Raw genomic sequence first — 21044 nt, forward strand, 5'->3', positions numbered from 1 at the left:
CTTCGGGAAATTCCCGGCCCCGCGGGGCCGGCGGCAGATGGGGAAGGCACGGAGGCGGCGCGCGCATCTTCCCGCCGGATCACGCTGCTGCCCGCGTGCCGACGCCACCCATGGTGCCTTCCTCGCGGAAGCGGGCGTGCCATGCCAGCGCTTCTTCGATCAGGTGCGGCGTATGCCCGCCGCGCCGTCCGGCACGCGTCACATAGTCCTGCAGCAAATCGCGGTAGAGCGGATCGGCGCAGTTGGCGATGATCTGCCGGGCCCGTTCGCGCGGCGCCAGGCCGCGCAGGTCGGCAAGGCCGTGCTCGGTCACGATGATGTCGACATCATGCTCGGTGTGGTCGACATGCGAGACCATGGGCACGATGCTCGAGATCGCACCGGCCTTGGCCACGGACTTGGTGACGAACACCGAGATATGCGCGTTGCGCGCAAAATCGCCCGAGCCGCCGATACCGTTCATCATATGCGTGCCACCCACATGGGTGGAATTCACGTTGCCGTAGATGTCGCACTCCAGCGCCGTGTTGATGGTGATCAGGCCGAGCCGGCGCAGCACCTCCGGATGGTTGCTGATCTCCTGCGGGCGCAGGATCACGCGCGCCTTGTAGCGCTCCAGGTCCGCCAGGAAGCGCGCATAGACGGGGCTGCTCAAGGTGACCGACGATGCCGAAGCAAAGCTCAGCCGCCCGGCGTCCAGCAGTTCGATGGTGCTGTCCTGCAGCACTTCCGAATACATCTTCAGGTCGCGGAACGGCGAATCGATCAGGCCGTGCAGCACCGCGTTGGCAATGGTGCCGATGCCGGCCTGCAGCGGCTGCAGCGCCGGCGCCAGCCGGCCCGCGCGAACTTCATGCAGGAGGAAATCGTTCAGGTGCCCCGCGATCTGCCGGGTTTCCTGGTCGGGCGGCAAGGCGTTGGACGGGCTGTCGTCCTTCTGCGTGATCACGATCGCCGCGATCCTGGCCGGGTCCACCGGGATATACGGCAGGCCGATGCGCTGCTCGGCCGCGATCAGCGGGATCGGCTGGCGGTACGGGCGCGGCGTGGGCAGGTAGATGTCGTGTAGGCCTTCCAGCCCGGCCGGCATATTGAGATTGATCTCGACGATGACCTTGCTGGCCAGCATGGCAAAGCTGGCCGAATTGCCCACCGAAGTGGTCGGCACGATGCCGCCGGTTTCGGTGATGGCGACGGCTTCCACCACCGCCACGTCCACCGGCGCGATCTGGCGGCCGCGCAGCTGCTCCACGGTCTCCGACAGATGCTGGTCGATGAACATCACTTCGCCCGCATTGATCTTGCGCCGCAGCGTCGGATCGACCTGGAACGGCAGGCGCCGCGCCAGGACATTGGCCTCGGACAGGATCTTGTCGGTGTCGTTGCCCAGCGAAGCGCCGGTCATCAGCGTGATGCGAAGCGGCTCGGTTTGCGCGCGCCGGGCCAGCGCTTCGGGCACGGCCTTGCAGTCGCCCGCGCGGGTGAAGCCGCTCATGCCGACGGTCATGCCATCGCGGATCATCGCTGCCGCGGCTTGCGCCGGCATGACCTTGCCGAGGAGGCTGTCCAGCCGGATTCGTTCCTTGTACATCTTATGTCTCCATGAAACCTGTCCCGGCAGATTGCGGCGTGGCACTAGCCGCGGCAGGACCTGGCGCCCTGCCCTGCTAGCGTCTCCTACCGGCCGGTAAGGTGCAGATAAGCAGTGTAGCCAGAGCAGACATATTCCATCACCGATATAAAATCATGAAAACCAGTCGCAAAATTCATAGAACCTCCAGCGCCGCCGGACCTTGTCCGATCATCGCGCATGTGCCTCGCACTTGGCGCGCGGCCCGCTTCTTTATGCTCTACAGTAGTTAGCAAGCTCATGCCGCCCCGCAGATGGCGCCGCCAGAATGGCGCCGCGCGGGATACCGCCGGCATGGACCTGCCAAAACTCAAGCCGTCTGGGGGAGACACCATGCTGGCGGAAAGCGAAACGCGACTGGCCCAGTTGCTGGCCGACCTGATGCAATTCGCCCAGGGCCGCCTGCCCGGCGAGATGTTCGTCAAGGTGGAGCCCTTCCTGCGGCACTACTACGACCTGACCGACACCGAAGACCTGCTGCAGCGCGACGTGGCCGATCTCTACGGCGCGGTGATGGCGCACTGGCAGACCGCGCAGCGCTTCGTGCCCGGCAATGCCCGGCTGCGGGTGTACAACCCCAACCTGGAGCAGCACGGCTGGCACTCCGACCACTCGGTGGTCGAAATCGTCAACGACGACATGCCCTTCCTGGTGGACTCGGTCACCATGGAGATCAACCGGCTCGGGCTGGCCCTGCATTCGGCCATCCATCCGGTATTCCTGATCTGGCGCAGCGCCGACGGCACCATTGCCAGGGTCGGCCTCGGCGGCGAAGGCGACGCCGGCGACCTCGCCGCCGGCAACGGCGCCGCCTCCGGCCCGCGCCTGGAATCCTTCATTCATTTCGAGGTAGACCGCTGCGGCGACGCCGCCACGCAGGAAGCCCTGCGCAGCGGCATCGCGCGCGTGCTGGGCGATGTGCGTGCCGCGGTGGAGGACTGGCCCGGCATGGCGGCCACCGCGCGCACCACCGTGGAGATGCTGGCGCAGGGCCCCGAAGGCAGGCAGCCGGAGACGCAGGAGGCATGCGCCTTCCTGCAATGGATGCTGGACGATCACTTCACCTTCCTCGGGCAGCGCGACTACGAACTGATCACCCGGGACGACCGCTTCTACCTGCGCGGCGTGGCCGGCTCCGGCGCCGGCATCCTGCGCGAGAGCCTGCGCCCCGAAGAAGCCGGCGCGCTCACCGAACTGCCCGCGGCCGCCAGCAGCGTGATCGAAGGCAGCTCGCCGATCTTCGTCACCAAGGCCAATTCGCGCGCCACCGTGCACAGGCCCGGCTACCTCGACTACGTCGGCGTCAAGCTCAGCGACGCCAGCGGCAAGATCACCGGCGAGCGCCGCTTCATCGGCCTGTACACCTCCAGCGCCTACATGACCTCCAGCGCGGAGATCCCGCTGGTGCGCCGCAAGTTCGCCAATATCCTGGCGCGCGCGGGCTTCCTGACCAAGGGCCATCTCTACAAGTCGCTGGTGACCATCCTCGAGCAATACCCGCGCGACGAGCTGTTCCAGGCCGACGAAGACGAGCTGTTCGACATCTCCCTGGGCATCCTGCGCCTGCAGGAACACCAGCGCATCCGCCTGTTCGTGCGCCGCGACCGCTTCGACCGCTTCGTCTCCTGCCTGGTGTTCGTGCCGCGCGACAAGTACAACACCGACCTGCGCCAGCGCATCCAGAAGCTGCTGATGACCGCCTTCCACGGCAATAGCTGCGAGTTCACGCCCCAGCTGTCGGAGTCGCCGCTGGCGCGCATCCAGCTGATCGTGCGCGGCGAGCCGGGCACCATGCCCGAGGTCAACCCGGACGAACTGGAGGCGCGCATCGTGCAGGCCGCGCGCCGCTGGCAGGACGACCTCGCCGCGGCCTTGCTGGACAGCAACGGCGAAGAACAGGGCAACCGGCTGCTGCGCCGCTACGGCGACTCGTTCCCGGCCGGCTACCGCGAGGACTACCCAGCCCGCACCGCGGTGCGCGACATCGAACTGATGGAAGCCGCCCAGGCCAGCGGCAGCGTGGCAATGAACCTGTACCGGCCGATCGAGGCCGCGCCCGGCGCGTTCCGCTTCAAGGTCTACCGCGCGCGCGAGCCCATCGCGCTGTCGCTCAGCCTGCCGATGCTCGAACACCTCGGCGTGCGCGTGGACGAAGAGCGCCCCTATCTGGTGGAGCCGAGCGGCGCGTCGCCGGTGTGGGTCCACGACTTCGGGCTCGAGATGGCCGACGGCGTCGCCGCCGGCGTCGACCTGGGCGCGGACATCGCGCGCATCAAGGCGCTGTTCGAGGACGCCTTCGCGCGTGCATGGAGCGGCGAGATCGAGAACGACGATTTCAACCGCCTGGTGCTGCGCGCCGAACTCGCCGCGCGCGACGTGACCATCCTGCGCGCCTATGCGCGTTACCTGCGCCAGGTCGGCTCGACCTTCAGCGACGCCTATATCGAGCGTGCCCTGACCGGCAATCCGGCGATCGCCGCACAACTGGTGGAACTGTTCGTGGCGCGCTTCGACCCCGCCACGGAAACCGGCCGGGCGGCGCGCTGCGAGAAGCTGCTGCACGCCATCGGCGCCGCGCTGGACCAGGTGCCGAACCTGGACGAAGATCGCATCCTGCGGCTGTTCCTCGGCGTGATCAACGCCACGGTGCGCACCAACTACTTCCGCCATGGCGCCGACGGTGGTCCGCGCCCCTGCCTGTCGTTCAAGTTCGACCCGTCCAGGGTGCCAGGCCTGCCGGAGCCGCGCCCGATGTTCGAGATCTGGATCTACTCGCCGCGCGTCGAGGGTGTGCACCTGCGCGGCGGCCCGGTGGCCCGTGGCGGCCTGCGCTGGTCTGACCGGCGCGAGGACTTCCGCACCGAGGTACTGGGCCTGATGAAGGCCCAGATGGTCAAGAACACGGTGATCGTGCCGGTGGGCAGCAAGGGCGGCTTCGTGGTCAAGCGCCCGCCGCTCGCCACCGACCGCGACGCGGTGCTGCAGGAAGGCGTTGCCTGCTACCAGACCTTCCTGCGCGGCCTGCTCGATGTGACCGACAACCGCGTCGCCGGCACGCTGGTGCCGCCGCCCGAAGTGGTGCGCGAGGACGGCGACGATCCCTACCTGGTGGTGGCCGCCGACAAGGGCACCGCGAGCTTCTCCGACTACGCCAACGCCATCTCCGCCGAGTATGGCTTCTGGCTGGGCGATGCGTTCGCCTCGGGCGGCTCGGTCGGCTATGACCACAAGAAGATGGCCATCACCGCGCGCGGCGCCTGGGAATCCGTCAAGCGCCATTTCCGCGAGATGGGCGTCGATATCCAGTCCACCGATTTCACCGTGGCCGGCGTCGGCGACATGTCCGGCGACGTGTTCGGCAACGGCATGCTGTTGTCGCCGCATATCAAGCTGGTGGCGGCGTTCGACCATCGCCATATCTTCCTCGATCCCTCGCCCGACCCGGCCGTCAGCCTGCGCGAGCGCCAGCGCATGTTCGCGCTGCCGCGCTCGAGCTGGGCCGATTACGACATGAGCCTGGTCTCCGCCGGCGGCGGCCTGTTCCCGCGCACGGCAAAGACCATCGCGCTCACGCCCGAGGTCCAGGCCTGCCTCGGCATCAGCGCCACGGCGCTGTCGCCGGCCGAGCTGGTGCACGCGATCCTGCTGGCGCCGGTCGACCTGCTCTACAACGGCGGCATCGGCACCTACGTCAAGTCCAGCCACGAGACCCACCTGCAGGTGGGCGACCGCGCCAACGATCCCGTGCGCGTCAACGGCGCCGAGCTGCGCTGCAAGGTGGTGGGCGAAGGCGGCAACCTCGGCTTCACCCAGCTCGGCCGCATCGAGTTCGCCCTGAACGGCGGGCGCATCAACACCGATGCCATCGACAACTCCGCCGGCGTGGACTGCTCGGACCACGAGGTCAATATCAAGATCCTGCTGGGGCTGGTGGTAGCCGATGGCGAGATGACCGAGAAGCAGCGCAACAAGCTGCTGGCGGAAATGACCGACGAGGTCGGCCTGCTGGTGCTGGAGGACAATTACTACCAGACCCAGGCGCTGTCGGTGGCCGGCCGCTGCGCCGCCGCGCTGCTCGACCAGGAAGCGCGCCTGATCCGCTGGCTCGAACGCGCCGGGCGCCTCAAGCGCGCGCTGGAATTCCTGCCCACGGATGACGAAGTGGTGGAGCGCAAGGCAGCCGGACTGGGGCTGACATCGCCCGAACGCGCCGTGCTGCTGGCTTACAGCAAGATGTGGCTGTACGAGGAACTGCTGGCCTCGGCCCTGCCCGAGGATCCGCTGGTGGCGAGCCTGCTGCCCGCGTATTTCCCGCAGCCGCTGCGCGCGCGGCATGGCGAAGCCATGCTGCGCCACCCGCTGCGGCGCGAGATCCTGTCCACGCACCTGACCAACACCCTGGTCAACCGCATCGGCGCCACCTTCGTGCACCGAATTCTGGAAGAAACCGACGCGCGCCCCGCGGACATCGTGCGTGCCTGCCTCATTGCGCGCGATGTCTTCGGCCTGGATCCGCTGTGGGCCGAGATCGATGCGCTCGACAACCGCGTCGACGATGAGGTGCAGGCGCGCATGTTCGCTGCCGTTGGCCGACTCCTGGAGCTCGCCAGCCTGTGGTTCCTGCGCCACCCGCAAGCCACCCGTGTGGGCGGCGGCGAAAGCGCCGGCTACGCCCAGGCCGCCGCCTGGCTCACGCCGCAATTGCCGGCGCTGCTGGCCGCGCCGGAAGCGGCGGCGCTGGCCGAACGGCGCCAGGGCCTGAGCCAGGCCGGCGTGGACGACGCACTGGCATTGCGCGTGGCCGCCGGAGAAATCTCCGCCGCGGCGCTGGATATTGCGGACGTGGCTGCCACCACGCAACGCGACCTGGCGCTGGTGGCCGCCGTCTATTTCGCGCTCGATACGGAATTCAGTTTCGGCTGGCTGCGCGAGCGCGCCCAGGCCCTGCCAGCCGACAGCCACTGGGACCTGCTGGCGCGCACCACCGCGCTGGAAGACCTGGGCCGCCTCAAGCGCGCGCTGACCGTAAGCGTGCTGGCGCAACCGATCGAACTGGATACCGTGGAGAAGCTGGTCGAAGCATGGCGCAGCGGGCGGCAGGGGCAGATCGAGCGCTTCTCGCGCATGCTGGCGGACCAGCGCGCGTCGGGCGCGGCCGGCTTGTCGATGCTGTCCGTGGCCATACGCGAGATCGGATTGCTCGAGCGCAGCCAGGCTGGCGTCTGCTAGGCGACAGGAGATCACGGCACGCGGTGGCGAGCACGGGGGCTGGATAAGGGAACTGGAGCGATGCGCCGGCGTCCGGGGACCACGGTCGCCATCAGGCCATCAGGGAATCAGGCAATCGCCACCGCGGAGGCGCCAACCGGATACGCGATGAACAGATCCCTCAAGGCGGCGATCGTTGCGGCGATCGCCGTTGCCGCCACCAGCTATGCCAGCCCGTACTGGACGCTCTACCAGATGCGCACCGCCATCGAGACGCGCGACGCCGACAAATTCTCACGTTACGTGGACTATCCTGCCCTGCGCGAGAGCCTGAAGGGGCAGCTGACCGCCTCGCTGCAGCAGAAGCTCGGCAACGCGCCTGTGCTGCGCGATACGCCGCTGGCCGGCATCGGCCAGGCCATCGGCCTTGCCGTCATCAACACCATGATCGACACGATGGTGTCGCCGGCCGGCGTGATGGCGCTGATGGCCGGCGAAAAACCAGCCGCCGCGCCGCCGCGCGCCGCGCCCTCCGCATCCGCGCCCGCTCCGCAACCAGGCGAGACGGGCAAGCAGGAAAAGCCGGATGCCGCCAAGGATGCGCTCAGGTACGCGCTGTCCTACCGCGGCCTGAACGCCGTCGAGGCATCGGCCACCAAGGACAACGGCGAACGCATCGTCATCGGCCTGACGCGCACGGGGCCCTGGACCTGGAAATGGAGCAGCATCGCGCTGCCGGAATTCGCCAAGCCCGGGCCCTAGGCTTCAGCGGCCCCATTTCGCCTCGAGCAATACCGCCGCCTTGATCGCCGCGACGGTGTCTTCCTCGGTCTTGAAATCGCCCAGCAGGCGCTTGGACTTGCCGCTCAGCACGGCCGCCTGCAACGCCTTTCCGGAGGCTCCGGACGTACCCGGGCTCCAGCAATAGCGTGCAGTCCAGGTGCCGTCCTGCAGGCGCTCGGCCACCCAGATGACGCGAAAATCCTCGAACACAACCCCGAAAGGTTCGTCTTCGTCCATCACACATACCTCCACTGCTCGCGATCGCTCCCCTCGGACACCGTGGCCTGCGCATGCGGCCGGTGCCGGCGTCGCCCGGACGGAATCGGCTCCGGCGCGGGCAATGCGTCGCCGTCATGCGGCGAACTGTTCGTGCAGGGCCACAGCGCCCCCGGTTTTCGCGTGATGCTAGCACGCGGCGCGGGCCTTCTGCCACCGCGCCGGCCGCCTGCGGACAACCGTTGCGACGCCTCTCAGGCCGCCGGGATATCGTGCGTGCCGCGTGCCAGGAGATCGTCCGGGCCGTCGCCCAGCACGCGTGGGCGGCGAGGCTGCAGCTCCAGCCCTAGACGGATCAGCAGCTCGAACGCGTCGGCCAGCAGATGCTGCTGGCGCGGCAGGAGGCTGGCATAGGGCATGTCATAGATAGACTGGTGAGCACCGCGCGTGCCCTTCAGGCCGCGGTCGCGCGCCATATCGGACAGGAGCGCGGCAAAGCCGTGCAAGTCTTCGGCGGCCAGGGCTGAATTGAGCACTGCCGCCAGCACGTTGGGCGGCGAAGAACCCCAGCCCATGGCGTCGGAGTTGGCCGCACCGTCTTCGGAAGCATCGAATGAGTTCATACCCGCATTAACGACCGCGAGACGCCGCCATGTAGGCCATGACGCAAAACTTCTGGCGACTGGTGCGCCGGCGCTCAATCCGCCGCATAGGCAACATGGTCCACCGTCGCGTCGATCAGGCGGCATGCGCGCGCCTGGGCCCGGTCCGCCACCTCCAGCAGCCCGCCTTGTTCATGCCCCACCCACGATTGCAGCGGCGAGGGGTTGCGCACCTCGCCCTTGCCCTCGCGCACGATCGAAGCGCTCACAAGGCAATCGCGCTCCTGCTGCTGCACCGAAATCAGGACCACGTAGCCGCGATAGTGCAGCGTTCTCGATTCACTCATGATGTCTCCCCCGTTGCAGCCATCGTAGCATGCCGCAGCGCAGCGACGACACCCCGCACAGGGAGGCTCCGGCTCAGGCACGCTCCTGCGGCCGGTCGTGCGGACGCCGGCCCATGCGCCAGACATTGGGCGGATCGCCATGGGCGGCATTCTGGAACATCCACGCGCCGCACACCGTACAGCGCCAGGGCCGGTCAACCCAGCGCGAATTGATCTCCATGCCCAGCGCGCCCGCGCCGGACGCGGCCAGGTTTTCATGCGGCTGCACGGAGACCGGCGCGCCGACGAGCAGATGGCAGGGATCGCAAGCCTGCATGCATTACTCCAACAAGGCCGTTTCCGGCCGGATCACGAATCGCCGCCAAAGGGATCGGCTTCGGCCCGGGCCGGGAGTTCCGCCAGGTCGAATTCGTCGCGCGCCTTGTCCACCACGGCGCGGATGCCCTTCTCGTACCCCGCGGCGTTGCCGAATCCCTTCATGTCCCAGTTGCGCCCGCGCGCATCGCGCGCGTGCGGCTGCGGCGCGGGCACGCGGATCTTCGCGCCGTCCTCGATGATGTCGTCGATGCGCTGGATGCGCCGGCTCACCTCATCTTGCAAGGCGCGCGCGGCGCGCTCGCGTTTGGCCATTGTCCACTCCTGTCACTGCGCCTGGGAAAAAAATCGGGGAAACGCGGGAAAACGTGGAAAACGTGGAAAACGTAAAAACACGTGGAAAAACGCAAAACCCGCGTAAGCGCCAGGGCACAAACGTCTCATCGACAAGACAATGAAGCGGCCTGGCGCCAGAGTTGATTGTAGAGTCAGCGCCTTGCCACTACAAACCCGATCGGCCCGCATGCGTGGCCGGGCAATGGCGCAGCCCGCCCGCGCACGGCCTCACAACAAGGTACGCAATGGCGTGGCGGCGTCGGCGATGCGGGCCCTGTCCAGCACTTTTCCCGCGGCGATCAGGCGGCGGCAGGCGGCAATATCGCGGCCACCATTCACGCTGGCGACGGCTTCGAGCTTGTCGTCTTCGCCGAACGCCAGGACGCTGAACGACGTGCCGGCCGGGTTACCGCGCACCGTGATGGTTTGGCGAGCGCCGAAGACGCCGAGCGTCTGCAGATTGCAGTCGTATTGATCGGACCATAGCCACGGCGTTTCGGCGTAGCTTGCCTCGCCCCCCAGCATGTTCGCCGCGGCGACGGCCGGCTGGTTTTCCGCGACCTGCCAGGACTCGATGCGAATGTGCCGGCCCAGCAGCGGATTGAAGTGGTTCGTCACCTCGCCCGCCGCAAAGATCGAGGGATCGCTGGTGCGGCATTGCGCGTCGACCAGCACGCCATTGTCGGCGGCAAGCCCCGCGGCCTGCGCCAGTTCCAGGTTCGGCACCACGCCGATGCCGACCACGACCGCATCTGCCTCGATCTCGCCGCGATCGGTTTCGACCATAGCCGTGCCGCGCGCCCCGCACCGGATGCCAAGCGCCTGCGTTGCCACGCGCATCTCCACCCCGCGCGCCGCATGCAGGGCAAGCATGAAGGCGCTCACCTGCGGCGGCATCGAGCGCTGCAGCAAGCGGCCGGCCGGCTCGACCAGCGTTACCTTGCAGCCGCGCGACACGGCCGCCGCGGCCACTTCGAGTCCGATGAAGCCGCCGCCCAGGACGACAATCCGCCGCCCCGCCGCCAGCGCCGCGCGCAATCCGCGCGCGTCCGCAACCGTGCGCACGTAGTGCACCGGCGCATCGCCGGCCACGGGGCCGGAAAAACGCCTGACGCGCGACCCCGTCGCCAGCAGCAGGCGCGCGTAGCCGATCCGCGAGCCGTCGTCGAGCCGCACTTCGCGCGCGGCGCGGTCGATCGCCTGCACACGCACGCCGAGCCGCATTTCGATGCGCTGCTGCACATACCAGTCCGCCGCACGGATGAAGGCCCGCTGCTCGCCAGCGTCGCTGGTCAGCGCATCCTTGGACAACAACGGGCGGTCATACGGCAGTTCCGGCTCGTCGCCGAGCATCAGCACGCGCACGCCGGGCGAGATCTGCCGCAACGACTCCGCCGCGCGCCGCGCCGCGTGCCCGGCGCCCACGATCACCATCGCTTCATTCGACATGGATCTCGACGCTCCCCTCGTTGACGCGCACCGGGTAGGTGCGCACCGCTTCGGTGATCGGCGCGCAGCGCGGCGCACCGGTACGGATGTCGACCAGGCCCTGGTGCAGCGGGCACTCGACGCAATCCCCATCGACGAAGCCCTCCGACAGCCGCGCGTGGCCGTGCGTGCAGAGGTCATGGATGGCGAACAGGCCCTGCGCCAGGCGGAACACGGCGACAGGCTGCTGCCCCGCCACTACGGCAACGGGTTCGCCTTCGACGAAATCGTCGGGAGAGCCGACGGCATACCACTGGGTCATTGAATGTCTCCCTCAGGATGAATACACAGAGTGAATACACGGAGCCCGCATGCAGGCTCCGGGATGGCGGCGGGCCCTCGCTTCCCGGCCCGCCAGCTCAGATCGGATAGATGATCGAGTTGGGGATCATCTCGCTGTCGAACACGCACAGCCGCGATTCGAACTTCAGCCCCGCGCCGGTCAGGCGGATCACATCGATATAGCGGCCTACGTTGAACACCGTCGACAAGCCGTCCGGCTTGGTGCGGAACACCGCATAGTTGGCCTCCGACTCGATCCGCTGCGCGTCAGCCTTGAGGATGCGCGGCATGCCGACGACGTGCCGCTGGTAGTACGGATCATGGAAGATGGTCTCGGTGGCCCCATAGATACGATCCTTGAGCATGCCGCGGCTCTCGAACGACAGCGTGGCCAGCGGCAGGCCTCGCTCGTGGTTCTCGCGCGGCTGGAGCTTGTACACGCAATCCTCGGTAAAGAACTCCGGCCAGGCTTCCCACGTATTGCTGTCGAGGGCCGCGGCGTAGTCCGCATAGAGCGCCAGTACCTTGGCATAGGTTTCGAAGTCGAGCATGGTTCAGGCCTCCATCACGCGGCGCCAGTAGTCGTACATGCCGCGGATCAGCGTTTCGGTCACCATGTGCTCCGTATCTCCGATCTCCCGGCCGCCCAGTTCCGCCAATGTGTGCTGCTGCGGCTTCTGCTCGAAGCCCTCCTGCGAGAACTCGATGACCTCGCCGTCGTCGGCCGACACAAAGCCGGCGGGACCGAACAGGTTGGCTTGCCGCAGGCGGCGGCGCGTCATCTCGGCGTCGTCGTGCTCGAAACCGAAATGGGTCCAGACGAAGTTGAATGCGCCGTGCCCGGCGGGCTGAATATGCCGCGTGGATACCGAGTTGACCTGTTGCTGCACGATCAGGCTGGGAAACAGGGTCATCATGACCGCCGTCGGCGCGCCCCACCATGCTTCATGCACGACGTCGAGGAAGCGGTCGTCGTGCAGGCTCATCTGCTCCTTGAAACTCGACACGCCCGCCGTGACGTCGCTCTTGCCGGCGCTGCCGCGCGTGGAGATCATCGCGGCATGCCGGAAATGCTCGTCCATTTTCAGCTGGGACCGGTTGTCGGCGCGCCAGAGCCCGAACGTGACGAACCACGTGTGCAGCAGCCCGGGGTGGTAGGGATCCTTGATGTTCTCCTGCATCAGCTTCCAGTTGCCCGGAATCCGCTGGCGGCTGTACCCGAGGATGGTCAGCTTGCGGCCATCGAAGACGCGATCGAAGTACGCGAGGATCGTCGGGCCGAGATACGCCTCCAGCGTGGGCATGTCGTGATCGAACGAGGCGAAGATCACCCCGTTGCGGCGCGCCACGCTGAGCCTGGTCAGGCCGTGCTGCTTCGGATCGAAGTCGGGCGGCATGCCACCGTTGACCTTGCCGTCGAGCCGCACCCCGCGCCGGAACGGCACGCCGACCAGGTTGCCCTTCAGATCGTAGTTCCACTGGTGATACGGGCACGTGAAGTCCTTCCGGTTGCCGAACTTCTCGCGACAGAACTGCACGCCGCGATGCGCGCAGACGTTCTCCACCACATGGACTTCGCCGTCCGCGGTGCGGCTCACTATCACCGACCTCTCGCCGATCACCGTGCGCTTGAAGTCGCCCGCCGCCGGGATCTCGGCCTCGAGCCCGACATAGCACCAGTGGCCCGAGTAAAAAAAGCGCTCGAGTTCGCGCTGGTAGATGGCGTCGTCGGTATAGGCCTGGAACGGCACGCGGCTCGAGCCGTCGTCCTGCCATCCCGCCTTGCTGAATACGAGAGGTTGCTCGCTCATCGCTTTGTCTCCATGGTGGGGTCGCGTTGTTTGTGGGTATCTTGCCGCCGCTGGTAATATTAATAAATGGAAGAAAGGTGATATGCGATATCACCTGCAGTGATAAGACTGAAACACACCCACCCACCCACACCCCAACACACACCCATGGACCTGCGGGAAATCGACCTGAACCTGCTGGTGGTCTTCAACGAACTGCTGCAGGCGCGCCGGGTATCGGCGGTGGCGGATTCGCTCGGCACCTCCCAGCCCGCCATCAGCAATGCCCTGAACCGCCTGCGCAAGCTGCTGGGCGACGAACTGTTCCTGCGCACGTCCAGGGGCATGGTGCCCACGCCCTATGCGGAGAGCCTGGCCGGACCGATCAGCGACGCGCTCGCCGCCATCCACCAGACGCTCAATGCAAGGACCACGTTCAATCCCGCCTCGAGCACGCGCGCGTTCACGCTGGCGATGACCGACATCGGCGAGATCTATTTCCTGCCCGAACTGATGAAGACGCTGTCCGCTGTCGCGCCCGGCGTCACCATCAGCACCGTGCGCAATCACACGGTCAATCTGCGCGAGGAAATGGAAAGCGGCCGAGTCGACCTGGCGATCGGCTTCCTGCCGGACCTGAAGGCCGGCTTCTTCCAGCGGCGCCTGTTCCGGCAGCGCTATGTCTGCCTGTTCCGCCGAGGTCATCCGCTCGCGCGCGAAGGCATGTCGCTGCGCGCGTTCAGCCACGCGGAGCACGTGGCCATCGTGGCCGACGGGACCGGCCACGGCGTGGTCGACGAAGTCATCCAGCGCGCGGGGGTGGCGCGCAAGCTGCGCCTGCGCGTACCGCACTTCGTCGCGCTCGGCCATATCCTGCAGACGAGCGATATGGTGGCGGTGGTGCCCGAAGCCTACGCGAACCGCACCTTGCAGCCGTTCGGGCTGGAAACCGCGCCCAGCCCGGTCAAGATCCCGGACATCGTGATCAATGTGCTATGGCATGCGAAGAACAATCGCGAGCCGGGAAACCAGTGGCTGCGGCAACTGATCTTCGACGGGTTCTCGCGATAGCGTGGGGGGGGCGGGCCGTCGCGTCGCGGCACTACGTCCGGCCCGGCTTCATGCGCGCCAGCACCGCCGCAAGCGTGCGCGCGCCGGCGTGGATCTTCGCGGCATCGACCGAGGCGAACCCCAGGACCAGGCCCGGCGGCGCGGGCCGCTCGACCGCGTAGTACGACATCGGACGCACTTCGAGGCCGGCTTCGGCGGCCAGCCGCGCCACCATCGCGTCATCGGTGCCGGGCGGAAGGAACGCGGGCGCATCGAGGCCCGCCAGGATCGCGGGCAGATGCAGCGCGCCATGCAGGTGGCGGTCGGCCGCGATGCGCAGCGCCTGCGCGCGTTCGCCGTACAGCAAGCGCATGCGCCGCATGTGCCGCCCGAAATGCCCGTCCGCGATAAACGCGTGGAGCGTGGCCTGCGGCTCCAAGGGAATATGCCGCGCGGTCAGCGACAGCGCACGCGCAAACGGCGCGACGAGGTGATCGGGCAGCACCGCATAGGCGATGCGCAACGCCGGAAACAGGAGCTTGCTGAAGGTGCCGCAGTAGATCACGGAGCCGGCCTGGTCGAGGCTCTTCAATGCCGCCAGCGGCGGGCCTTCGAAACGGTACTCGCTGTCGTAGTCGTCTTCGATGACGATCGCTCCGGCCGCGCCTGCCCAGGCGAGCAGCGCCAGGCGCCGCTCGAGCGCGAGCGGCGGCCCGAGCGGCGCCTGCCGGCCCGCGGTCACATAGGCCATGCGGGCACCAGGCGCGCTTGCCCGGCCGGCGGCGACATCCAGGCCGCCCGCGTCGACCGGTATGCCGGCCACGGCCGCGCCCGCAGCCTCCAGCACCATGCGCGCGCCGGGATATCCCGGGTCCTCCATCCACACCGCGTCGCCGGGGTCGAGCAGCAGCCGGGCGGCGAGGTCGAGCACCTGCTGGACGCTGCCCACCATCAGGATATTGTCGGCGGTACAGGCAATCCCCCGGGCAACGCGCAGATTGTCGGCGATGGCCTCGCGCAGCGGCCGATAGCCCTGTGCTTCGCCATCGCCCAGCAGCGCACCGTGCCCCTGGCGCGCGCGTTTGGCGGCAATGCGCGCCCAGATCTCGGACGGAAAAGCGCGGAGATCGGGTTGACTCAGCCGGAACGCGGGCGCCTGCAGCGCACGCCCCTCCACGCGAAACGGGCTGCGCGCAAGCCGTTCGCCGCGCATCGACAATGCGGCGGGCAGCGGCGCGGACGATGCCGGCGCACCGGCACCGCCCGAGCGGCGGCGCAGGTCGTCCGCGCGCACGGCCGGCGCCGGGCGCCGCTCGGGCAGCTCGGCCGCAACGAAGCTGCCCCTGCCGACCCGGGCCGACAGATAGCCCTCTGCGGCCAACTGCGCGAACACGCCGATCACCGTGCCGCGCGACACGCCGTAGCGGCTCGCGATGTCACGCGTGGGCGGCAGCCGCGCACCGGGTGCGAGCCTGCCCGCCAGGATCGCGCTGCTGATCTCGGTGTACAGCCAGCGCTGCAGCGACGCACCCTCGGGACGCGCCGCGATTGCCAGCTCGATGTCTTTCGCGTGTCGCAAGAGCTCCCCCCTTGGTTTGAATTGGTACAGTTAAAAATCCCGAGAATGGATCTTTCTCCAGACCAATATCACTCCTATGCTCCTGCAGCAAGACCCATCCCTGGAGCATCTCCATGACCCAAAGCGTATTCCTGGCTGGCGCCACGGGCGTCATCGGCACCGTACTCGCGCCACTGCTGCTCGAAGCCGGATACATCGTCCATGGCAGCACGCGGCGCGCGGACCGCGCCAAGGCACTTGAAGCGGCCGGTGTGATCCCGGTGATCGTCGATGTCTTCGACGCGGCGGCGCTGAGCGCAGCGTTCAAGCGCATCCGCCCCGCCGGCGTGATCCACCAGCTCACCGACCTGCCGCGCGGTCTCGATCCATCGCAGATGGCGCAGGCCGTGGTCAACAACGCGCGCATCCGCGATGAAGGCACCCGCAACCTCGTGGCGGCGGCCAGGGCAGCCGGCAGCAGCAGCCTGGTCGCGCAAAGCATTGCGTGGGCCTACCGGCCCGGCACCCGCCCCTGCGGCGAAGACCATCCGCTCGACACCGACGCGCAAGGCAACCGGCGCATCAGCGTGCGCGGCGTCGCAGCGCTCGAAAAGCACGTGCTGGAGGCGTCCGGCCTCACCGGCACGGTGCTGCGCTACGGCCAGCTCTACGGGCCCGGCACGGGCGCCGGAGAACCATGGGGTACCAGTCCGCTACACGTCGCAGCGGCGGCCAGCGCGGCGCTGCTGGCGCTGCGGCAGTCGCCGGGCGGCATCTTCAACATCACCGAAGACAACCCGGAAGTCAGCAACGACAAGGCCAGGCGCGTGCTGGGCTGGTCCCCCGAACAGTGCGCCCCGTCGAGGCACTGACCGGCACGCTCCGCCGCGGCGAAAGAAGGGTTACACCCGATTCCGCCCACTAGATGCTGCGAAGCACAATGAACTGATGCCGGGTGTCAGCCAATCCCGGCACGCTGTTGACGCCACCGGGCTTGCGAGGGCCCGGCGGCTTTTCTTTTCCGGTGCGCTGGCACGCAGGCGCCCGTTCCAGGCTTGTTAGCCACCTGTGCTGGTGCCGTTGTCGGGTGCGGCCTACTATCGCTCTTGCCAGGTATCGCCTACAACGGCAGTACCGCACTGGGAGACTGCCATGGATTCAAAGCCGCAACGCAACGTACATGTCATCCCGCATGCCGACGGATGGGACGTGGTCCATGAGGGGGCAAAGGGCGAAAGAGCGCACTTCCTCAGCCAGGAAGAAGCCGTGGATGCGGCCACCGAGATCGCAAAGCGAGACAAAGTGGAATTGCTGGTACACGGCCAGGACGGCCAGATCCGCATGCGCAACAGCTACGGCCACGACCCCAGGAGCGTCAGGGGGTGATCCTGTCCCGGCTGCCGGCATTTCACAATCGAGCACGACGATGACGATCGCTTGACGGTCGCCTGACGATCGCCTGACGATCGCCCTATGCGCCGTTGGCCAGCCCGCGGGCGTCCAGCAGCCAGACACAGGCGGCTCCCGGGACGATCTCAGGGATTGCCGGCCTTGACGCTGCCAGCCAGGTCGCCGGCACCGGGATCTGCCCGGCCTTCGTCGATCAGCTTCTCGGCGTAGTCGCGCGCGTGGTGCCACGCTTCGCCTTCGGAGAAGTACTGCCCGGGCACGCGTTCATGCTCGAATATCTTCACCGCGGTGCCATCGGGCGCTTTCGCGCAGATCGTCACTTCGCCCTGCCATGGCCCGCCGATTCCCAGCGACGTCGCGGCCGCGTCATACCAGTGATCCCTGTAGTAAGTGAAGCCTTGGAGATCCATTGCCTTCTCCGGTCGTTCAAGACCATCGTAGCATGTGCAAACGGTATCGGAGACTCGCTTCGGGCAGCCAGCGGCATGAAGCTCCACCCCGCAGATCGCAAGTCCACCAAAGCGGAACGCGTTCGCGCCGCGCCGAGGGCGGGCCACGATCTCTCTGCATCCGGCATACCGAGCCCCAGGGCTGCGCACACTCCATCCAACGCATCCGACGTGCATGCCGGATATTCGCGACCGGACATCGAGCCCTGCAGGTGGCAGGCGCGCATGCCGACCGTGCGACCACCGAGGGCTAATCAAGCAGCGCGACGTCCCGGTTTCCAAGGTCCGCCTTCACCTTCCTGCCGCGTGATATTGGATGTCATCCAAATAAGCCGCTGGAAATCGCTGCCCTGCGCAGAAAAGAAAAAACCCGCTAGACGTTAATCTAGCGGGTTTTTTTGATACTGGTCGGGGCGAGAGGATTTGAACCTCCGACCACCTGCACCCCATTTCTATACGCAAACATTACGGATCAATGGGTTAGGCGATTTCGTCTAACTATCTGCTTAAATTTTTGGCATGACGGCATGCGGCTTTCCGGGTGGAATCCGGGGCAAGTTAGACGGATTTCGCTCGATTTTCGGCAGACGAGCCCGAGTTTGCGATCGCCGGCCTGTGGCGCGACTGGGTCGAAGAAGGCGGCAGCCAGCTGTTCAGCTTCACCATGCTGACCATCTATTCGGACAAGCACCCGCTGATGAACCGCTTCCACGCCCCTGGCAAGGAAAAACGGATGATCGTGATTGTGCCCCGCTCGGAGTGGGATGACTGGCTGACCTGCCGATATCCGGAGCGGGAGCGCAGCTTCATGCGGCCCTACCCGCCGGAGCTGATGGTTGCGGAGGCGGCGCCGCGGGCGTAGCCCCCCAACTTGTAACGTGGTGTAACATTGCGGCACCCCTTGCGCACGCCCATGACAACCACCAAAATACCCCCGCAACTTACCACTGTGGTAAATTACTGGCCAGAGCAACCCACGGTTGCGCCGGTTACCGATGCGCAGCGTGCCCTTGGACACACCCCCATCTACAAGCTCGCGGCCTTACAAGAGTCAATTAAGTCACCTAGAGATCTTGTTTTGGCCACTCGAAAATGCAGAGAGGACGTGGCTGCAGAGCTTTTGTGGACGGTAACAGACGTTCATCGGGAGTTACTTGGACTAGTCTCTGGTGAGTATGTGAACTCCGCCTGGTGTCAGACTGGCTCGAAGTGGTGGTGTCCCTGCGACGCATACGTCGTGAAGCAATGCGAGACTGGAAACGAGGGGCAGTATAAAGACGTTTATCTAAAATTTGGCCTGGGTCCAACCGGTAAACTATTGCTAGTCGTGTCATGTCATCCAGCAATTTATTAGGACAAACATGAAACAGCACGAATGCCCCGCGTGTGGCGAACACGCCCTTCGAGAACTGCGGCAGCACGCGTCGTTTGAGTTTGAGGGCAAGGCGCTCGCATACTGCAGCCTTGCAACTGAGTGCCAAACCTGCGGCCTCGAATTCGTCGATGATGAGCAGTCGAAGACGAATAAGCGAGCGGTGGTTGCCGCACGATCTGCGGCCCTTCGAATTCCGTCGACTCTAGCACTCAGAAATTGGCGGAAAAAATGGGGGCTTAACCAGCGGCAAGCGGGAGAGTTGCTAGGCGTCGGACCGACAGCATTCTCGAAGTACGAGAACGATGATCTTGTTCCCTCCGCCCCAACAGCCCGACTTTTGTATCTTGTCACTCAGAGTGACATTGCTGTACAGAAGTTAGCGGCCCGCTATGAAATTGACTTACCTGTCGAAGGCCTGGAGGCAAGCGCCAGTGTGTCGCACCAGCCGGTTGCTGCTGAGGAAAAGACTAGTGATCGCATCCGCCACCTAGCTCAACCAACAGCGCAGAACCGCGGAGAATCAAGTCAACGCTCTGTGTGGAGCGCACAGTTCCGTAAGCAGCGAGTCTCTGTCACACGTAGGAAATTGTATGAAATTACGCCTGAAGGAATTAGCCTTTGATAAGGTAAGCGTCGAACTTTCTGATGAGTTTGACCGCGAGGCGTATGAGGGCGGACGTCATCGAGCACCTCTCGCCAATGACTTCGAAGGCGCGGACATTCACTTTGGATTCAGCGCGCGCATTCTTGAAATGGAAGATGCGGGGAAGGGTTTCGACGAGCATCATATCCCGATCGATGTCGACTTGCTGATTGAGGGGAAACCGAAAAGCGAGAGTCAGTTCCCATATCAATTTTCAATTCAGGCATCCGGTCTCTTTGTGCTATTTGAAGCGGATGAGACCTCAGAAGACGAGAAGATTCGCTTCGCTCAGGAGCGCGGCGTACGCCCCCTCCTAGCTGCAATCAGAGAAATGCTTGCGAGCATCACATCGCGATCATATTGGGGAAGCATCTTGATTCCGGAGGTCAACCTTTCCATGATGGTCCGGAAAGCGTTTGATCTAGAAAGATCAAACACCGATGGGCATAGAGTCCGAGAGATCGCTGACGACACAACTAGCCGAACCGTTGCCTGATGATGACGATGACCGCCCTCCTGGCAAGCGAAAAAGTGCCGCCACGGCAATCCATCACGGCACCACGCTCTCAAGGGCAACCCAACTTAGTGCGCCAGCTGTAGTGTCGCTCTCAGCGAGTCATAGGCGCGCTCGCAGGCCTGCCCTGCGATCCGGGCGGCGTCAGCGTACCCAGCCAGGATTCCCGCGCGCTGGTCAGCCCGGCTGAGCACGTCGGCAAGCACTCCGAGGGGATAGTCGGCTGCCGAGCCTGCGCCGGCAGCGGCGGAATTGCCGGTGGCGCGACTGGCGGCGAGTAGCTCGGCGACCCGCTGGCGCACGCGGCTAGAAACATCGTTGGCAGCAGCAGCGTCAGCGCGCGCGCTCTCCAGATCCTTCGTCGCAGCATTGGCAATCTCCGTTTGTGCCGCGGTGCGGCGTTGTTCCTCGATGCGCGCGTCGTCCACTGCCTTGACCTGGGCGCGTGCCGCATCAAGACGCACCTCCGCCAGCTCAGCGCGCGCCGTGTCGCGCTCGCCTCTGTAGACCCAGACCGCCCCGCCGGCCAGCGCCAGCGCGATCGCCGCTACGGCACATAGGACTTTCGTTTGCACGCTCATGCCAGCACCCCGCCCGCCTGGACATACACTCCGCGCAGATAGTCGAGCGAGTGCTCGTTCTGGCCATAACCCGCGCCCGGCAGGCTGGCCCAGATGTTCCGCACGCGCGACACTGCCTCGTCGAAGCGGCCGGTAGCGATCAGCTGCAGCGCCAGGCGCTCGCGAATCTGCTGCACGGCGATGCGATCCTGCGACGCCGGGCTGAAGTCCCGCAAGCCTAGCAGCTTCTTGTACGGATCGAAGTACCGCGCCAGCAGCTGGTACCTGCCGGCCGCCGTCGAGGACAGCCCTGGACGGATCTGCACCAGGCGGCGCGGGTGATCCCCGTAGCTGCTGAACAGCATCGGCGCCGCCGGCGTGCTGCCCACCAGCACGTTGTAGCCGTTGTCGGACTTGGCCAGCAGCCTGCGGCCCAGCTCGGACACGGCGAGGGTGTCGAGGAATGGCCTGATGTTCGGAGTGTCCAT

21 protein-coding genes and 1 pseudogene are annotated in these 21044 nt (G+C 66.1%); 8 read left to right on the forward strand and 14 right to left on the reverse strand.

The annotated features are described in order from the left end of the window. Nucleotides 1-79: 79 nt before the first annotated feature. Entirely contained in the window at nucleotides 80-1591 is a 1512-nt protein-coding gene (locus tag AC1DKV_RS06260; RefSeq protein WP_441616265.1) for an acetyl-CoA hydrolase/transferase family protein, read from the reverse strand. A 372-nt stretch (nucleotides 1592-1963) separates the two neighbouring features. Between AC1DKV_RS06260 and AC1DKV_RS06265 the strand changes: the two genes are divergently transcribed. Together AC1DKV_RS06265 and AC1DKV_RS06270 are read left to right on the forward strand one after the other, a co-directional pair. Beyond that, the gene (locus AC1DKV_RS06265) at nucleotides 1964-6859 is read left to right on the forward strand and encodes an NAD-glutamate dehydrogenase (protein ID WP_441616508.1); all 4896 of its coding nucleotides are present in this window, start codon (nucleotides 1964-1966) and stop codon (nucleotides 6857-6859) included. A gap of 147 nt (nucleotides 6860-7006) precedes the next feature. Then, complete coding sequence (locus AC1DKV_RS06270) at nucleotides 7007-7600, forward strand: DUF2939 domain-containing protein (protein ID WP_441616267.1); 594 nt, start codon at nucleotides 7007-7009, stop codon at nucleotides 7598-7600. A gap of 3 nt (nucleotides 7601-7603) precedes the next feature. Here the strand turns inward: AC1DKV_RS06270 and AC1DKV_RS06275 are convergent, their stop codons facing one another. The 9 genes from AC1DKV_RS06275 to AC1DKV_RS06315 form a co-directional block, all read right to left on the reverse strand. After that, entirely contained in the window at nucleotides 7604-7858 is a 255-nt protein-coding gene (locus tag AC1DKV_RS06275) for a hypothetical protein (RefSeq protein ID WP_441616269.1), read from the reverse strand. Between the two features lie 233 nt (nucleotides 7859-8091). After that, nucleotides 8092-8460 (reverse strand): hypothetical protein, encoded by a 369-nt coding sequence (locus AC1DKV_RS06280; protein WP_441616271.1) that lies wholly within the window; start codon nucleotides 8458-8460, stop codon nucleotides 8092-8094. Between the two features lie 74 nt (nucleotides 8461-8534). Further along, entirely contained in the window at nucleotides 8535-8786 is a 252-nt protein-coding gene (locus AC1DKV_RS06285) for a hypothetical protein (RefSeq protein WP_441616273.1), read from the reverse strand. A 73-nt stretch (nucleotides 8787-8859) separates the two neighbouring features. Then, nucleotides 8860-9102, reverse strand: a complete 243-nt coding sequence (locus AC1DKV_RS06290) for a hypothetical protein (protein ID WP_441616275.1) — start codon at nucleotides 9100-9102, stop codon at nucleotides 8860-8862. A gap of 32 nt (nucleotides 9103-9134) precedes the next feature. Continuing rightward, nucleotides 9135-9416 carry a hypothetical protein gene (locus tag AC1DKV_RS06295; protein WP_441616277.1) on the reverse strand — a complete coding sequence of 94 codons (282 nt, stop codon included), beginning with the start codon at nucleotides 9414-9416 and terminating at the stop codon, nucleotides 9135-9137. A 249-nt stretch (nucleotides 9417-9665) separates the two neighbouring features. Then, nucleotides 9666-10886: an anthranilate 1,2-dioxygenase system ferredoxin--NAD(+) reductase gene (andAa, locus tag AC1DKV_RS06300; RefSeq protein ID WP_441616279.1), complete on the reverse strand. Its 1221-nt coding sequence runs from the start codon at nucleotides 10884-10886 to the stop codon at nucleotides 9666-9668. Further along, nucleotides 10876-11187, reverse strand: a complete 312-nt coding sequence (gene andAb / locus AC1DKV_RS06305) for an anthranilate 1,2-dioxygenase ferredoxin subunit AndAb (protein WP_441616281.1) — start codon at nucleotides 11185-11187, stop codon at nucleotides 10876-10878. The genes andAa and andAb overlap by 11 nt, the downstream gene beginning before the upstream one ends. A gap of 97 nt (nucleotides 11188-11284) precedes the next feature. After that, nucleotides 11285-11758 carry an aromatic-ring-hydroxylating dioxygenase subunit beta gene (locus AC1DKV_RS06310; RefSeq protein WP_441616283.1) on the reverse strand — a complete coding sequence of 158 codons (474 nt, stop codon included), beginning with the start codon at nucleotides 11756-11758 and terminating at the stop codon, nucleotides 11285-11287. 3 nt (nucleotides 11759-11761) lie between these two features. Beyond that, nucleotides 11762-13018, reverse strand: a complete 1257-nt coding sequence (locus tag AC1DKV_RS06315; protein ID WP_441616285.1) for an aromatic ring-hydroxylating dioxygenase subunit alpha — start codon at nucleotides 13016-13018, stop codon at nucleotides 11762-11764. 147 nt (nucleotides 13019-13165) lie between these two features. On the opposite strand from AC1DKV_RS06315, the gene AC1DKV_RS06320 reads away from it, so the two are divergent. Further along, complete coding sequence (locus tag AC1DKV_RS06320) at nucleotides 13166-14068, forward strand: LysR family transcriptional regulator (protein WP_441616287.1); 903 nt, start codon at nucleotides 13166-13168, stop codon at nucleotides 14066-14068. Nucleotides 14069-14099: 31 nt separating this feature from the next. On the opposite strand, the gene pdxR is transcribed toward AC1DKV_RS06320, so the two are convergent. Further along, complete coding sequence (gene pdxR, locus AC1DKV_RS06325) at nucleotides 14100-15626, reverse strand: MocR-like pyridoxine biosynthesis transcription factor PdxR (RefSeq protein WP_441616289.1); 1527 nt, start codon at nucleotides 15624-15626, stop codon at nucleotides 14100-14102. A 113-nt stretch (nucleotides 15627-15739) separates the two neighbouring features. Between pdxR and AC1DKV_RS06330 the strand changes: the two genes are divergently transcribed. After that, on the forward strand, nucleotides 15740-16477 hold the full coding sequence (locus AC1DKV_RS06330; RefSeq protein ID WP_441616291.1) for an NAD-dependent epimerase/dehydratase family protein: 738 nt from the start codon (nucleotides 15740-15742) through the stop codon (nucleotides 16475-16477). A gap of 280 nt (nucleotides 16478-16757) precedes the next feature. Next, complete coding sequence (locus tag AC1DKV_RS06335; RefSeq protein ID WP_441616293.1) at nucleotides 16758-16991, forward strand: DUF2188 domain-containing protein; 234 nt, start codon at nucleotides 16758-16760, stop codon at nucleotides 16989-16991. Between the two features lie 149 nt (nucleotides 16992-17140). On the opposite strand, the gene AC1DKV_RS06340 is transcribed toward AC1DKV_RS06335, so the two are convergent. Beyond that, nucleotides 17141-17425: a hypothetical protein gene (locus tag AC1DKV_RS06340; protein ID WP_441616295.1), complete on the reverse strand. Its 285-nt coding sequence runs from the start codon at nucleotides 17423-17425 to the stop codon at nucleotides 17141-17143. Nucleotides 17426-18059: 634 nt separating this feature from the next. Here AC1DKV_RS06340 and AC1DKV_RS06345 point away from each other — a divergent pair. The 3 genes and pseudogenes from AC1DKV_RS06345 to AC1DKV_RS06355 form a co-directional block, all read left to right on the forward strand. Continuing rightward, a pseudogene (locus AC1DKV_RS06345) lies at nucleotides 18060-18326 on the forward strand (SOS response-associated peptidase family protein); the annotation flags it as partial. 499 nt (nucleotides 18327-18825) lie between these two features. Further along, nucleotides 18826-19461 (forward strand): type II TA system antitoxin MqsA family protein, encoded by a 636-nt coding sequence (locus AC1DKV_RS06350; RefSeq protein WP_441616297.1) that lies wholly within the window; start codon nucleotides 18826-18828, stop codon nucleotides 19459-19461. Then, nucleotides 19430-19978, forward strand: a complete 549-nt coding sequence (locus tag AC1DKV_RS06355) for a hypothetical protein (RefSeq protein WP_441616299.1) — start codon at nucleotides 19430-19432, stop codon at nucleotides 19976-19978. The genes AC1DKV_RS06350 and AC1DKV_RS06355 overlap by 32 nt, the downstream gene beginning before the upstream one ends. An 86-nt stretch (nucleotides 19979-20064) precedes the next feature. On the opposite strand, the gene AC1DKV_RS06360 is transcribed toward AC1DKV_RS06355, so the two are convergent. Both AC1DKV_RS06360 and AC1DKV_RS06365 read right to left on the reverse strand, forming a co-directional pair. Further along, the gene (locus AC1DKV_RS06360) at nucleotides 20065-20577 is read right to left on the reverse strand and encodes a DUF2514 family protein (RefSeq protein ID WP_441616301.1); all 513 of its coding nucleotides are present in this window, start codon (nucleotides 20575-20577) and stop codon (nucleotides 20065-20067) included. Beyond that, nucleotides 20574-21044: a glycoside hydrolase family 24 protein gene (locus AC1DKV_RS06365; protein WP_441616303.1), complete on the reverse strand. Its 471-nt coding sequence runs from the start codon at nucleotides 21042-21044 to the stop codon at nucleotides 20574-20576. Before AC1DKV_RS06365 ends, AC1DKV_RS06360 begins: the two co-directional genes overlap by 4 nt.

It is taken from the genome of Cupriavidus sp. 05T41 (assembly GCF_056396525.1).